This is a genomic window from Microvirga sp. HBU67558, assembly GCF_018069605.1.
Lineage (GTDB): Bacteria > Pseudomonadota > Alphaproteobacteria > Rhizobiales > Beijerinckiaceae > Microvirga > Microvirga terrae.
Genome location: NZ_JAGPUP010000553.1, coordinates 25,785 through 39,156, shown reverse-complemented (window position 1 = coordinate 39,156; position 13,372 = coordinate 25,785). Strand labels below are relative to the sequence as shown.

At 64.7% G+C, this 13,372-nt stretch carries 13 protein-coding genes; 7 read left to right on the top strand and 6 right to left on the bottom strand.

The features are described 5' to 3' along the window. The first annotated feature begins 153 nt into the window (after positions 1–153). The 4 genes from KBI52_RS25345 to KBI52_RS25330 all read left to right on the top strand — a co-directional run bounded on the left by KBI52_RS25345 (position 154) and on the right by KBI52_RS25330 (position 3,063). Positions 154–885: a PRC-barrel domain-containing protein gene (locus tag KBI52_RS25345; RefSeq protein ID WP_210812139.1), complete on the top strand. Its 732-nt coding sequence runs from the start codon at positions 154–156 to the stop codon at positions 883–885. A 225-nt stretch (positions 886–1,110) separates the two neighbouring features. Next, positions 1,111–1,347: a hypothetical protein gene (locus KBI52_RS25340; protein WP_173948519.1), complete on the top strand. Its 237-nt coding sequence runs from the start codon at positions 1,111–1,113 to the stop codon at positions 1,345–1,347. A gap of 34 nt (positions 1,348–1,381) precedes the next feature. Further along, positions 1,382–1,909, top strand: a complete 528-nt coding sequence (locus KBI52_RS25335) for a hypothetical protein (RefSeq protein WP_210812138.1) — start codon at positions 1,382–1,384, stop codon at positions 1,907–1,909. Positions 1,910–2,160: 251 nt separating this feature from the next. After that, positions 2,161–3,063, top strand: coding sequence for a DMT family transporter (locus KBI52_RS25330; protein WP_262265457.1), 903 nt, complete (start codon positions 2,161–2,163; stop codon positions 3,061–3,063). A gap of 80 nt (positions 3,064–3,143) precedes the next feature. Here KBI52_RS25330 and KBI52_RS25325 read toward each other — a convergent pair whose 3' ends face one another. Further along, entirely contained in the window at positions 3,144–3,335 is a 192-nt protein-coding gene (locus KBI52_RS25325; RefSeq protein WP_009494027.1) for a general stress protein, read from the bottom strand. Positions 3,336–3,779: 444 nt separating this feature from the next. On the opposite strand from KBI52_RS25325, the gene KBI52_RS25320 reads away from it, so the two are divergent. Then, positions 3,780–4,205 carry an HIT family protein gene (locus KBI52_RS25320; protein ID WP_173948517.1) on the top strand — a complete coding sequence of 142 codons (426 nt, stop codon included), beginning with the start codon at positions 3,780–3,782 and terminating at the stop codon, positions 4,203–4,205. Positions 4,206–4,343: 138 nt separating this feature from the next. Here KBI52_RS25320 and glpK read toward each other — a convergent pair whose 3' ends face one another. Genes glpK through KBI52_RS25305 form a run of 3 tightly spaced genes read right to left on the bottom strand, consistent with a single transcriptional unit; the run spans position 4,344 to position 8,681 of the window. Continuing rightward, complete coding sequence (gene glpK, locus KBI52_RS25315) at positions 4,344–5,840, bottom strand: glycerol kinase GlpK (RefSeq protein ID WP_210812137.1); 1,497 nt, start codon at positions 5,838–5,840, stop codon at positions 4,344–4,346. Positions 5,841–5,870: 30 nt separating this feature from the next. After that, positions 5,871–7,391, bottom strand: coding sequence for a glycerol-3-phosphate dehydrogenase (locus KBI52_RS25310; protein ID WP_173948515.1), 1,521 nt, complete (start codon positions 7,389–7,391; stop codon positions 5,871–5,873). Positions 7,392–7,445: 54 nt separating this feature from the next. Next, positions 7,446–8,681, bottom strand: a complete 1,236-nt coding sequence (locus KBI52_RS25305) for an MFS transporter (protein ID WP_210812136.1) — start codon at positions 8,679–8,681, stop codon at positions 7,446–7,448. A 417-nt stretch (positions 8,682–9,098) separates the two neighbouring features. Between KBI52_RS25305 and KBI52_RS25300 the strand changes: the two genes are divergently transcribed. Beyond that, positions 9,099–10,580 carry a DEAD/DEAH box helicase gene (locus KBI52_RS25300; protein ID WP_173948513.1) on the top strand — a complete coding sequence of 494 codons (1,482 nt, stop codon included), beginning with the start codon at positions 9,099–9,101 and terminating at the stop codon, positions 10,578–10,580. Between the two features lie 109 nt (positions 10,581–10,689). Beyond that, positions 10,690–11,922, top strand: coding sequence for a DUF763 domain-containing protein (locus KBI52_RS25295; RefSeq protein WP_210812135.1), 1,233 nt, complete (start codon positions 10,690–10,692; stop codon positions 11,920–11,922). A 9-nt stretch (positions 11,923–11,931) separates the two neighbouring features. On the opposite strand, the gene KBI52_RS25290 is transcribed toward KBI52_RS25295, so the two are convergent. After that, entirely contained in the window at positions 11,932–12,303 is a 372-nt protein-coding gene (locus KBI52_RS25290) for a putative quinol monooxygenase (protein WP_210812134.1), read from the bottom strand. A gap of 91 nt (positions 12,304–12,394) precedes the next feature. Then, positions 12,395–13,342, bottom strand: coding sequence for an acetamidase/formamidase family protein (locus tag KBI52_RS25285; protein WP_173948510.1), 948 nt, complete (start codon positions 13,340–13,342; stop codon positions 12,395–12,397). Positions 13,343–13,372: the final 30 nt, after the last annotated feature.

Genomic DNA, 13,372 nt, shown 5'->3' with positions numbered 1-13,372 from the left:
AATAAGTATTCATCTTAGATTTTCGGAATATAGACGCCGATAATATTAGCTTGATCCAGCGGATATTCGGAACGGAGGCTAGGGCTGCGCGTTACACCCCCGCGCACTTCGGTGCACAACGCGATTTTAACCGATCCTCAGGAGAAATATGCAATGCTGAAGAAGCATATGGCGGCTTGCCTTGTCGTGACGGCTTTTGCGGCCGCGCCCGCACTCGCACAGACTTCGTCCCCGTCGGCTCCGACCGATCGCCCGGCTGCTTCGGGCTCGGGCTCGACCACCACGGGCTCGCCGGCCATGCAGCCAGGTGCCTCCGGATCCTCCTCTTCGGCGCAGTCCACGACCACCATGGGCCAGAACAGCGCCATGCAGGGTCAGTTCATCACCAAGATGGAAACGAACCACGTCATGGCGTCCGATCTGATCGGCACCAAGGTGGTCAGCGCCAACAACGAATCGATTGGCGACATCAATGACGTGATCCTGGACCGTAACGGTCAGATCATGGCGGCCGTCGTCGGCGTGGGCGGCTTCCTCGGCATCGGCGAGAAGGATGTGGCCGTTCCGTTCAAGTCGCTCGAGTTCATGACCAGCCAGCAGGCGCAGGCCATGGACAGCAGCCGCAGCGGCAACAACAACGTGAACACCACGGGTTCGACAGCCGGCTCGACGGCGACCACGGGCAACACGACCACGATGGGTTCCGGCACGGCCGGCTCGACCAACACCGCGGCGAACACCTCGTCGAGCAACCAGAACCAGCCCGAGCGCGTCGTCCTTCGGATGACGAAGGCCGAGCTCCAGGCTGCTCCGGCTTTCGATGAGGACGGCGACAACAGCGCCAACCGTTCGACGACCGGCACCACCACGGCTCCGAAGCAGTAACTGCAATCGCGGCTTCTGCCGGCAGGCGGCGTCTGAGGTCACTCAGGCGCCGTTTTGCTGTGTGCGGCGCCCACCCGTCGCGCCCATGCCGACACGCGGGCGCAACGCATTCCCCCGGCTGGGTTCGCTCTCCCAGGCACGACCGGACTTGTTGCCGCACAAGGAACCGAGGGTTGACGCATACGTTGCCGTTCCAAGCACGATGAGAATGCGGAGGAAATGATCATGACTGCCACGAACGAACTGGACGCGGTTCTCTGTCAGGAAGAGCTTCCGGACGAATTCTCCCGGCTCGCCTCCAGCTCCCCGCCTCGGGACAAGACATCCGTAGCCTCCATGCTCAGCGGCATCATTCCGGTCTGCTCCCAGGACGAGGTGACCTGTCCGCTGCTGCTGAGGAGGCATCTTCTCGTTCCCGCCTTGCCGCATGTGGTGCCGACGGGAAGCCGCCCGCATATCTGAGGTCTGTTGCCTGATGCTTGAAGTGTTCCCATGCTTGAATGCGCCACGGACCGTTGCGGTCCTGCTCCATCCGAGCATCGTTCCCGTCATCGACGTTTTCCGGTCTCTCGACCTCCTCGAGGATCAATATGATCTGGCTCTTCTCGACGGGCCCGAGCATGGACTGACCGCCTATACCGGGCCTGACGCCGCCAAGGCCATCGTCTCGGACGCCCTTCTGCTGGCCTTCGCCTTGACGCGCCAGCGCGGCAGACCGTTCTCCTATCGTCCTGTCGGATCCCGTCATGGGAGCCTGGACGAGTTCTGCCTGCTCACCCTGATCGCCTCCTCGCGCAACCTCGCGTCCGACTTGGCCGTCGACGCCGCGACGCTCCTGGATGTCGCCTCGCTCCATTTCATGGGAGCCCTGACCGGGGAGATCGTTCGATACATGGATGCAGGGGGCCTCGTGTTCGTGCTTCCGAGCCTGCCCGAATTCAGAGCCATGATGGGGACAGGATCCTCCGAGGAGGTCCTTGTCGAGGCCGCCCCGGGCAAGGCGGGGCGCAACCTGAGGCACTAGCGCACCGTGCGGACCCGGAGGGGCCGCACTCAACGATGCGCCGTTCCATGGATTAGCATCGGATCAGATCCTAAGAGTGGGCCCACTCTTGCGTCCGATGCTCCAGCCCGCTCGGGTTCTGGCTCCGAACCGGTGTCTTCCTGCAAAGACTCCTACCGTCCATCTGTTCAAATCGTTCTCCTGCTGCCACGATAACGTTCTTCGCAGCCCAATCTTCCGGAATCAGGAATGGCCGTCATCGGGTCTCTCGCGTGAGGCGCATCGCAGCTTTCGCCCTGATGGCGCTCATCTGGGGTTTGACCTGGCTGCCGATGAAGGTTGCCTCGGAGGTGGTCCCGCCGATCTTTCTCGCGGCGATGCGCTTCCTCCTCGCAGCACCCTGCTTTCTCCTGGTCGCGCAGATACAGGGCCTTCCTGTCCGGTCCGGCCAGTTCGGCCGCATCGTGGCTGCCTCCCTGCTGATCACGACCGGCTGCTACGGCTTCCTGTTCTGGGGCGTCGCGAGGGCGCCGAGCGGTTTGTCCGCCATCGTGAATCTGTCCCTGATGCCCATCTTCCTGGTGATCATCGGAGCGCTCTACGGGCAGGAGCGGATCACACTGCGAAGGGTCGCGGCTATCGGGTTCGGGATTGTGGGTCTTGCCCTTCTCTTCTCCGGTCGAACGGGCTCCGCTCAGGATGGCGCCACGCCGGTTTTCGGCCTCATCGCCGTTGCCATCGGGACCGTGTCCTACGCATGGGGTTCGGTGATCAGCCGGCCGCTGACCCTGGCCATGCCGCCGCTGATCCTCGCCTTCTGGCAGAGCCTCATCGGCGGCGTTGCGCTGGTCCCGGTCTCCTTCGCGATCGAGGGATATGATCCCGCATATTTCGCGGCGCTGTCCGACCCGAGGGCCCTTTCCGGCCTGGGGATCCTGGTGCTGGGCGGCTCGCTGGTCGCTTTCTGGATCTATCTGGGGCTCGTGCGTGACTGGGGCGCCTTTCGGGCGGGACTTTATTCTTTCATCAGTCCGATCATCGCGGTTGCCGCCGGAGTGGCTTACGCCCATGAACCGTTCGGCTGGGCGGAAGGTCTCGGCATGGGCATCATGCTGGCCGCTACGGCCCTGTCGCTGTCGGAGAAGAGGGCCGTGTCAGCGGCGCGATCCGGTTGAGATTGCGGTAAGCCAATGAAGACCTCAAAAAGTAAAGGGGCCGTCCAGCGGCCCCTAAACCAATCGTTGTCGGAAAAGAACTACTCCTGGTTGCCGCGGGTGTTGCCCGAGGCCTGACCGCCCTTGCGGCCAGCTTCCGAGGCGAGTTCGCGATCCTGGGAGAAAGACCGCTTCTCGGCCGGAACGCTTTTACCGCCTTTGCTTGCGATCTCGCGCTGCCGGTCAGAGTCCATCGACGCGAAGCCACGCTTCGAGGTCGAACCACCTGCCATTTATGCCTCCTTATCAATGGTGTCCGTGTTTCTTCAACCGCAAGGGGATTCGATGGTTCCGGTAGGTTTGATCGAACCTTTGCAAAAATTTTCACGAAAATATTCAAATGCGTCGAATTGTTACGCTTAGCAGAGAGATTTAAGCCGCGGAAACGTGGCAACAACTTGTCCGTGGGAATAAGAACCAAAAAGGTACTTACCTCGATACCAGTTCCTCCGATGCGTTCTATTTGCGAATAAGGTCGTGGCGAAGGTAAGTAGTAGATCCTCGCCTGTCCGGAACTGAGAAGGGTCCTTTTGCGCAAGACGGTGAGGACTCTCGGAGGGACGGTCCCCGCTGTGACCGAAAGAGATGATTATCACCCGTGATGCCTGTAAAAGGCTCGTCGCGGGTGTTCGTGGGCGGGCGCCTGCAACCTTCGTATCGCAGGAAGAGAGGGCGGGATGACCTACGACGACAGCAATGTGTTCGCGAAGATCCTACGGGGCGAGCTTCCCTGCCACAAAATCTACGAGACAGACCGGATCCTGGCCTTCATGGACGTCATGCCCCGAGGGGACGGGCACGTGCTGGTCATCCCGAAAAACAAGGCCCGCAACCTCTTCGACGTCGATCCCGACGATCTGGCCGAGTTGGCGAAGGCCGTTCAGATCGTCGGGAAGGCTGCCAAAACGGCGCTCTCGGCCGACGGCCTGACGATCCAGCAGTTCAATGAGAGCGCCGGCGGACAGGTGGTCTTCCACATTCACTTCCATGTGATCCCCCGCTTCGAGGGCGTGGCGCTGAAGCCCCATACGGGCCAGATGGAAAAGCCCGAGATCCTGACCGAACTCGCGTCCAGGATCCGTGCCGCGCTGCCCGCGGCGTGACAGGCGGCGGCCCTGCACGTCGTCGCTGCCGGCCTTGTGCCGGTGATGCCGATGCGAGTGGCGCTGCGCGTCAGATGACGGGTGTGGCCGGGACAGCCCGGCCATGACAAGACAGGGCTCCAACAGGATGCTCGAAGCTCAGTCCGTCCAGTCGAGCGAGCGGGCGACGGCCCTGTCCCAGACGGCGTTCAGCCGCTCGCGCCGGGCCGCGTCCATGGCCGGATTCCACCGCCTGTCGACGGCCCAATTGCGCACCAATTCATCCGTCCCGCTCCAGAAGCCCGTCGCCAGGCCGGCCGCATAGGCGGCGCCCAGGGCCGTGGTTTCGATCACCCTGGGCCGCACCACGGGCACATTCAGGATATCGGCCTGGAACTGCATCAGAAGCTCGTTGACGACCATTCCGCCGTCCGTGCGCAGCTCCTTCACGGCGATGCCCGTGTCCTTCGTCATGGCGTCCAGCACCTCGCGGGTCTGGAACGCGGTCGCTTCCAGCGCCGCGCGGGCGATGTGACCCTTGTTGGCGAAGCGCGTCAGGCCGCCGATGAGGCCGCGGGCATGCGCGTTCCAGTGCGGCGCATAGAGGCCCGAGAAGGCCGGCACGATCGTCACGCCGCCATTGTCGTCGACGCCGCGGGCGAGGGTCTCGATCTCGGCACTCGACCCGATGATCCCGAGATTGTCGCGAAGCCACTGCACCAGGGCACCGGCGATCGCGATGGAGCCCTCGAGGGCATAGACGGTCCTGGCCTGGCCGAACCGATAGCCCACGGTGGTGAGCAGGCCGCATTTCGAAGGGTAGGGGGTCTCGCCGGTGTTCATGAGCATGAAGCAGCCGGTGCCGTAGGTGTTCTTCGCCTCGCCCTGCCGGAAGCAGGCTTGCCCGACGAGGGCCGCCTGCTGGTCGCCGAGGATGCCCGCGATGGGAACGCCCGCGAGTCCGTCGGCCGCCTCCCCATAGACCTCGCTTGAGGAGCGGATCTGCGGGAGGCAGGCCCTCGGGATGTCGAAGAGGTTCAGGATCTCCTCGTCCCAGGCAAGGCTCCCGAGGTTCATGAGCTGGGTGCGGCTGGCATTGGTCACGTCGGTGATGTGGCAGCCGCCCCTGACGCCGCCAGTGAGATTCCAGACCAGCCAGGTGTCGATATTGCCGAACAGCACATCCCCGGCGGCCGCCTTCTCGCGCGCGCCCGGAACGTTGTCGAGCAGCCAGCGCAGCTTCAGGCCGGAGAAATAGCTCGCCAGCGGCAGGCCGGTCCTGTCGCGCAGGCGATCGTGCCCGCCGTCGCGGGCGAATTCCTCGACAACGGGATCGACACGGGTGTCCTGCCAGACGAGGGCGTTGTAGAGCGGCCGGCCGGTGCGCCGGTCCCAGATCAGCGTCGTCTCGCGCTGGTTGGTGATGCCGATGGCGGCGAGGTCGCGGGGCGACAGCCCTTTCCTCGCCAGCGCCTGCTCGATGACCCCCTGCGTGTTGCGCCAGATCTCGAGCGGATCGTGCTCCACGTGGCCGGGCCCGGGATAGATCTGCTCGTGCTCCTTCTGGGCGACCGACACGATGGACCCGACCTTGTCGAACACGATAAAGCGCGAGCTGGTCGTGCCCTGGTCGATGGCGCCGACGTAGTGAGCCATGTCCTTCCCCAACCCTTCGTGCCCCAACCCTTATTGCGCGGCGACGGAGGCCGCGTTCTTCGTGGTCAAGTAGGCATCGATCCTGGCTGGGGCGTCAACCGGCACATGCAGGCCGAGCTTGGAGCGGCGCCAGAGGATGTCTTCGGCCGTGCGGGCCCATTCGCGGCGCACGAGATAATCGACCTCCGCGGCCGTTAGCCCGCCGCCGAAATCCTCCCCGAGATCGCCCATGGACGTCGCGGAGCCCAGAAGCTCCTCGATTCGCGTGCCGTAGGCACGGGCCAGGCGATGGGCGAGGGGCTCCGGCAGGAAAGGCCAGCGCTGACGGACCGTGGCGAAGAAGCGGTCGAAATCCGCATTCGGCATGTCGCCGCCCGGCATCTTGGCGTCTTCCGTCCAGGCGGGCTTCATGGTCGGGAAATAGGCCTTCAGCTCGTCGAGAGCGTGCTCGGCGAGCTTGCGGAACGTGGTGATCTTGCCGCCGAAGATCGACAGCACCGGCGCCTGGCCCTGTGGAGCGTCCATGTCGAACACGTAGTCGCGGGTCACGGCGGAGGCGTTGGAGGATCCGTCGTCGAAAAGCGGCCGCACGCCGGAATAGGTCCAGACCACGTCGGCCGGCGTCACCTGCTTCTTGAAGAAGTGGTTCACCACGTTGCAGAGGTACTGGATCTCGTCCTGGCTGATCTCGACCTTCTTGTCCGGAACCGACTCGACCGGGATGTCCGTGGTGCCGATCAGGGTGAACTTCTCCTGGTAGGGGATCGCGAAGACGATCCGCTTGTCCGTGTTCTGGAGAATGAAGGCTTCCTTGGTGTCGAAGAGCTTCGGCACGACGATGTGGCTGCCCTTCACCAGGCGCACGTTCTTCGTAGTGTTGAGGCCGAGCTTGGCGTTGAGCACGTCGGCCACGAAAGGCCCGCCGGCATTGACGATGACCTTGGCGCGGATGTCCTGGACCTCGCCCGTGTCCACGTTCTGAAGCTTGGCGACCCAGAGATCGCCGTCGCGCCGGGCGGAGACGAGCTTGGTCCGGACCCGGATGTCGGCACCCTTTTCGAAGGCGTCGAGGGCGTTGAGCGCCACCATGCGGCTGTCCTCGACCCAGCAATCCGAATAGACGAAGGCGGTGTCGAAGCCGGGCTTCAGGGCTTGGCCGGCCGGGTGCCGGGTCAGCTTGATCCCCTCGGTGCCCGGCAGCTTCTTGCGCGGCGCCAGATGATCGTAGAGGAACAGGCCCAGGCGCACAAACCAAGCCGGGCGGATGCCCTTCTCGTAGGGAAGGATGAAGCGCAGCGGCCAGATGATGTGGGGGGCGGATTCCAGCAGGCGCTCGCGCTCGAACAGGGCCTCGCGCACCAACCGGAACTCGTAATATTCCAGGTAGCGCAGGCCGCCATGGATCAGCTTGGTGGAGGCGGATGAGGTGTAGCCGGCCAGGTCGCCCTGCTCGCAGAGCACGACCGAGAGTCCCCGGCCCACAGCGTCGCGCGCGATGCCTGCACCGTTGATGCCGCCGCCCACAATCAGAAGATCAGTCACTGTCGTCACGAAACTCGTCTTTCATCAAAGCCAAGCGATTCTGCCGCTCAGCACATGAGTTCTTTAGCCGTCTAACGCAAGGGGTTTCTCAGGGCTTTCAGGCCCCTTTTGAAACACCAATACAAGGATGAAGAAGCCGAGCGCAAGACAGGACATGCCCAGGCAGAGAGCCATCACGGCCGCATAGCCTCCCCACCAAGCCCAGAGCGCCCCGAAGACGAAAGGGGCGGCCGCCGTGGTCAGCCGGACCGGCATGGCGATCATGCCCTGGACCGTGCCGTAGCTCTCGCGCCCGAACAGCTCGGACGGCAGCAGGGCCCGGACGATCGTCATCATCCCGTTCGAGGCCCCGAACAGGAGGGCAAAAACCGCCACGAGCCAGAAGCTCACCGGAGTGAAGGGCAGAAGCGCGAAGGCAAGAAGGCCCAGGGTCAGCACGATGATGCCGAGACCCTTCATGCCGAAGGCGCGTTCCCCGAAGGCCATGGCGAACCGGCCGACGACCTGCGCGGGCCCGATGAGCGAGAACGCGGCGACGGCCATCTCCAGCGAGAAGCCCTTCTCGACGAGAAGTGGAAGCAGGTGGATCGGCAATCCCGCCGCGATGACCCCCTGCAGGACGGACGAGGCGACAAAACACCAGAAGAACATTCGCCGGAGGACCCATCGGGCGTGTGCCGGAGAAGGATGGGCCGGTCCGGCATCCGGATGAGGCGGCGTCCTGGGCGGGGCGCTCGGGATCGTCAGGGCATGCAGGGCCGCGCAGATGACGATGTTGAAAGCGGCCAGAACGAGCAGGGCATTGCGCCAGCCCAGATGCTCGATCAGCAGATGCGTGATGGGAATGAAGACCGTGCTGGCGAAGCCCCCGACCAGGGTCATGAAGGTGATGCCGCGCCGGGCCATGAATCCGAGCCTGCGGGTCAGGACCGCAAAGCCCGGTTCATAGAAAACAGTGCTCATGGCAATCCCCATGCCGATCCAGATCAGCACGAAGGCGGGGTAGCTTCCGACCCATGACCAGAGCATCAGAAGGGTTCCGGCGAGGAGGGACCCGCCGGTCATCACCGCCCGGCCATAGCCAAGGTCGATGAGCCGTCCCACCGGCACGGCGCAGAAGGCCGAAGTCCCCAGCGCCAGGGAATAGGCCGCCATCAGCTCCGACTTGCCCCAGCCCAGCTCCCGGCCCATGGGTTCGACGAACAAGGCGAAGGCATAGAATATCGTGCCGTAGGAGATCAGCACGTTCAGAGACAGAGCGGAGACAAAGGCCCAGGGCATGCGGGCGGGGGCGGACATGAATCCAGTCTTATCCCTGTCGAGACCTCGGTGTCAGCCCTAAAGCATCAGACCCAAAAGTGAACTTTGGAACGATGGGATGCACCTTCTCAGGCCCGCGCCCGTCCTGGGCAGGCCAGGAGGGCCCGCCGGCGAAAACCGGATCCTTTTCCCTCCCGACGCGCCAGAGGTTGACGGATAGGCTTTTAGCCCCCATATGCACGGCAGGCGACGGCGTCCGGCAACCGGAACGCTTGAGCGGGACTGCGTGACGGATATTCGCGGAACGGCGAAGACCCCGGTCCCCTTCTTCAATCGCTCAATCATACGACGGCCCCATCACGCGGGCTCTCGCCTCAAGAGCCCTGAAGCGCCTTTGCTTTATCAAGCCGAACCTGCTTTGCGGCTCACCGCATCCGTTCGAAAGACGTTACCACTTTGACACTCTTCACCGATTTCGGATTGGCCCAGCCGATCCTGAAGGCCCTGGCGGCCGAAGGCTATGAGAAGCCCACCCCGATCCAGGCCCAGACCATTCCCTATGCCATGGACGGCCGAGACGTCTGCGGCATCGCCCAGACCGGCACCGGCAAGACGGCCGCCTTCGCACTGCCGATCCTCCACCGCCTGAACGCGAACCCGAAGCCGCGCAAGCCCAAGAGCCCCCGCGTGCTCGTGCTCAGCCCGACCCGCGAGCTCTCGGGCCAGATCGCCGACAGCTTCAAAGCCTATGGCCGGAACCTGCGCCTCACCACGGAAGTGGTGTTCGGCGGCGTCACCATCTCCCGTCAGGAGAAGGCGCTCGCCCAGGGCGTCGACGTGCTCGTGGCCACGCCGGGCCGCCTGATCGACCTGGTGGACCGTCGGTCCCTGTCGCTCCGTGATATCGAGATCCTCGTCCTCGACGAGGCCGACCAGATGCTCGATCTCGGCTTCATCCATGCCCTGAAGCGCATCGTGACCCTGCTGCCGAAGGAGCGCCAGAGCCTGTTCTTCTCGGCCACCATGCCGAAGACGATCTCGACGCTGGCCGATTCCTTCCTGCGCGACCCGGCCCATGTGGCCGTCACCCCGGTGGCGACGACCGCGGAGCGCGTGGAGCAGAGCGTCATGTTCGTGCAGACCAACCGCAAGCAGGTGCTGCTCGAAACGCTCCTGCGCGATCCGTCCATCGACCGCGTCCTCGTCTTCACCCGCACCAAGCACGGCGCGGACAAGGTGGTGCGCGGCCTCGACAAGGCCGGCATCGCCGGAGCGGCCATTCACGGCAACAAGTCCCAGCCGCAGCGCGAGCGTGCGCTCGCCGGCTTCCGCGACGGCTCCTGCCGGGTGCTGGTGGCGACCGACATTGCCGCGCGTGGCATCGACGTCGAGGGCGTGACGCACGTCATCAACTACGACCTGCCGAACGTGCCGGAGTCCTACGTCCACCGCATCGGCCGCACGGCCCGCGCTGGCGCGACGGGTCTCGCCATCTCGTTCTGCAACGACGAGGAAAAGGCGTATCTCAAGGACATTGAGAAGCTGACGCGGCTTAAGGTTCCGGTCATGCCGCTGCCGGAGGGCCTGCCGGCCGCGCCGGCGGCCGGCGAGGCGTCCGAGCAGCGTCGCGAGCAGCCGCAGCGCGGACGTCCGGCACCCCATGCCCGCGGGCATCAGGGCCACGGCCAGCCGCGCAGCGCCGACCCGAACGCCGAACGCGGTCCGAAGCGCCGTCGTGGACGCGGCGGAAAGCCGGGTGGCACCGCTCAGCCGCAGGGCGGACAGCCGACCGGGAATCAGCAGCGGCCCGCGCAGGGCCAGCGCCCGGCCCAGGGCCAACGACCCGCTCAGGGCAAGCCGGCCTCCAACCGCCAGGATGGACGCCGCGGTGACGGAGCCCAGGTGGCGTGGCTCGAAAAGAGCCCCCGCCGCCGGTAACAATCGTCAAAGGCGCCTTCGGGCGCCTTTTTCTTGCGCAATGGCCCATCGCGTCCAGCCCATGGCTTAGAATCTGCGGTACGAGCCACGCCCAAAGGAGAGACACTTCATGGCCAAGCGCGCTGGAAGCGCCGATCTGCCGCTGCATTCCGGCCATGTGCCGAAATGGCTGGCCGAGCGCATGACGCGCCTCGGCGGTGTGGTGAGCGAGGCCATCGTGCATCATTACGGACGCGACGAACTGCTCCGCCGGCTCGCTCATCCGTTCTGGTTCCAGTCGTTCGGCGCCGTGATGGGCATGGATTGGCATTCCTCGGGCATCACCACCAGCGTCATCGGGGCCCTGAAACGCGGACTCACGCCGCTCTCAAAGGAACTCGGGATCCATGTCTGCGGCGGGCGCGGCAAACACTCGCGCCAGACGCCCCATGAGCTGATCGCCATTGGTGAGCGCGTCGGCTTCGACGGCGCGGCTCTGGCGGATGCCAGCCGGCTCGTGGCCAAGGTCGATAGCGCGGCGATCCAGGACGGTTTCGACCTTTATCTTCACGGCTTCATCGTCACGGACGACGGCCGATGGGCCGTGGTCCAGCAGGGCATGAACGATGCCTCGCGGCAGGCTCGCCGCTACCATTGGCTGTCCGAGGATCTGGAGAGCTTCGTCGACGAGCCGCATTCGGCGATCGACGGCAAGGGGCAGGGCACGATCGTCAACCTCACCGACCGCCGCGCGGCGGCCTCCCGAAAGGCCCAGATCGACATTCTCGATTCCCTCGGACCCGACGGCATCGCCCGCAAGTTCCTGGCTCTCGAGGAGCGTGAGACGGAGCCTGCGCCACAACCCCTTTTGCCGCATCTGGTGATGCCCGAGCACCACGACGTTCGCGCCAAGGACGTGGTGCTGCGACGGCTGCACGGGAGCCTTGCGGCGGCAGCCGATCGAGGCCCGGCGGATTTTCCCGATCTTCTGATGACGCCGGGCGTCGGGCCGCGGACCGTGCAGGCGCTGGCCATGGTGGCCGAAGTCGTTCACGGCACACCCTGCCGCTTCAGCGATCCGGCCCGCTTCTCCTTTGCCCATGGCGGCAAGGACCGGCATCCCTATCCGGTTCCCGTCCGGGTCTACGATGAAACCATCCGGGTGCTGAAATCGGCCGTCCAGAAGGCAAAGCTCGGGCAGCAGGAGGAGCTGTTCGCCCTGAAGCGCCTCGACGATCAGGCTCGCGAGCTGGAACGCCATGCCAGCGGGCCCGATGTGGAGGAGCATATCCGGCAGGAGCGCGCCAAGTCGCATGCCTACGGCGGCCGCTCCGTGTTCGGGGACGAACCGCCGCCTGCATGATGCACTGGCTCACCATCCGGCGAAGAACGCGAAGTCCCGACGTATGGGTTTCCAGGTCTGGATCTGCCGCGGCTCGCGCAGGAGCTCGGGCAGCCGTTCCCAATAGGCCTTGCGGTAGTCCCGGTGCATCTGGACTTCGACCACGTCGTCGAGGTCGGACCAGGTCTCGTAGATCATGAACCGGGTCGGATCCTCGGGATCCTGATGCAGAACGGCATTGATGAAGCTCGTCTCGTGGCGCATGGCATCGAGCACCGGCATCAGAAGGTCGAGAAAGGCCTCTTCGCAATCGGGCTTCAGGCTGATCGTCACCACGAAGGTCACCGGATCACTCTGGTTTCCGCGATTGGCGGCCGCCTTGAGAGTGTGGCTGAGCTTCATCGTCGTCTCCTCCGCTTCGATTCTGATGACCAGAATGGCCGCGCACGGAAGCGAAGGAAATTACCCGGCAGGTAATGGAGTCCCTGAGGGATCAGCGCTGCGCCTTCTGCAGCAGGCTCTTGTCGAGCATCACGTGGACGCCCTTGTTGCCGTTGACCACCTGGGTGATGCGCAAGTCCGCCGCGAGGCTGCACAGGGCGTAGGCTTCGGCCTTGGCGATGCCCGTGCGGGCGGCGATCAGGTCGATCATGCTGCGCAGCGCGATGACCACGCAATCGTCGAGATCTGGGTCGAACGCCATGGTCATGACATGCGTGGGCGTCTCGGCCATGGGCCAGGTGAGATGCATGTCCTCCCGCAGGTGCAGCTCGAAGGTACCGATTAGGCCCGTCTCGATCGCCGTCACGCAGACCTCGCCGTCGCCCTGAACGCCGTGCCCGTCGCCGACGGAGAACAGGGCGCCGTCCATGTGGATCGGCAGGTAGAGGGTCGTCCCCGCAACGAGCTCCTTGTTGTCGAGGTTGCCGCCGTTGCGCCGTGGGGGCAGGGTGCTGAGCGCCCCCCAGGCGGCGGGCGGCGCGACCGCCATCACGCCGAAGAACGGTTTCAGAGGCAGGTCGAGGCCCCACGGCAGCCGGCCGGTCATCCGCCCCCGGTCGAGCGGGATATTCATCACGTGGATCTCGTCGAAATCGTCCGGCAGGGCTCCTTTCTGGGGCGCGGAATAGGTGAAGCCCCAATCGTAATGCAGCGCGATGTCCTTGATGCGGACTTCGAGAACCTGACCGGCCTTGGCACCCCGCACGGCGACAGGCCCCGTGCAGATATGGCCCGGCAGTTTCGGCCTGTGGGCCGCATGGATGTCGGTGAGTGCCTGCGGGATCACGAACGGCGCCGGTGGCATCGCCTCCGGGCCGCCCGACACGGTCGAGATCGTGACCGTGTCGCCGGGATCGACCGTCAGCAGCGGCTTGAGATTCGCGTCGAAATAACCCCAGTGAATGGTCTCCGGGGAAGCCTCAATCCGGTACTCGGCCACGAAACACCTCTGCCATCGCTATGGATTCAG

Excerpts from the sequence above, each read along its gene's own strand:
- KBI52_RS25345 (WP_210812139.1), top strand. The coding sequence starts at position 154 with ATGCTGAAGAAGCATATGGCGGCTTGCCTTGTCGTGACGGCTTTTGCG.
- KBI52_RS25340 (WP_173948519.1), top strand. The coding sequence starts at position 1,111 with ATGACTGCCACGAACGAACTGGACGCGGTTCTCTGTCAGGAAGAGCTT.
- KBI52_RS25325 (WP_009494027.1), bottom strand. The coding sequence starts at position 3,335 with ATGGCAGGTGGTTCGACCTCGAAGCGTGGCTTCGCGTCGATGGACTCT.
- KBI52_RS25320 (WP_173948517.1), top strand. The coding sequence starts at position 3,780 with ATGACCTACGACGACAGCAATGTGTTCGCGAAGATCCTACGGGGCGAG.
- glpK (WP_210812137.1), bottom strand. The coding sequence starts at position 5,840 with ATGGCTCACTACGTCGGCGCCATCGACCAGGGCACGACCAGCTCGCGC.
- KBI52_RS25305 (WP_210812136.1), bottom strand. The coding sequence starts at position 8,681 with ATGTCCGCCCCCGCCCGCATGCCCTGGGCCTTTGTCTCCGCTCTGTCT.
- KBI52_RS25295 (WP_210812135.1), top strand. The coding sequence starts at position 10,690 with ATGGCCAAGCGCGCTGGAAGCGCCGATCTGCCGCTGCATTCCGGCCAT.
- KBI52_RS25290 (WP_210812134.1), bottom strand. The coding sequence starts at position 12,303 with ATGAAGCTCAGCCACACTCTCAAGGCGGCCGCCAATCGCGGAAACCAG.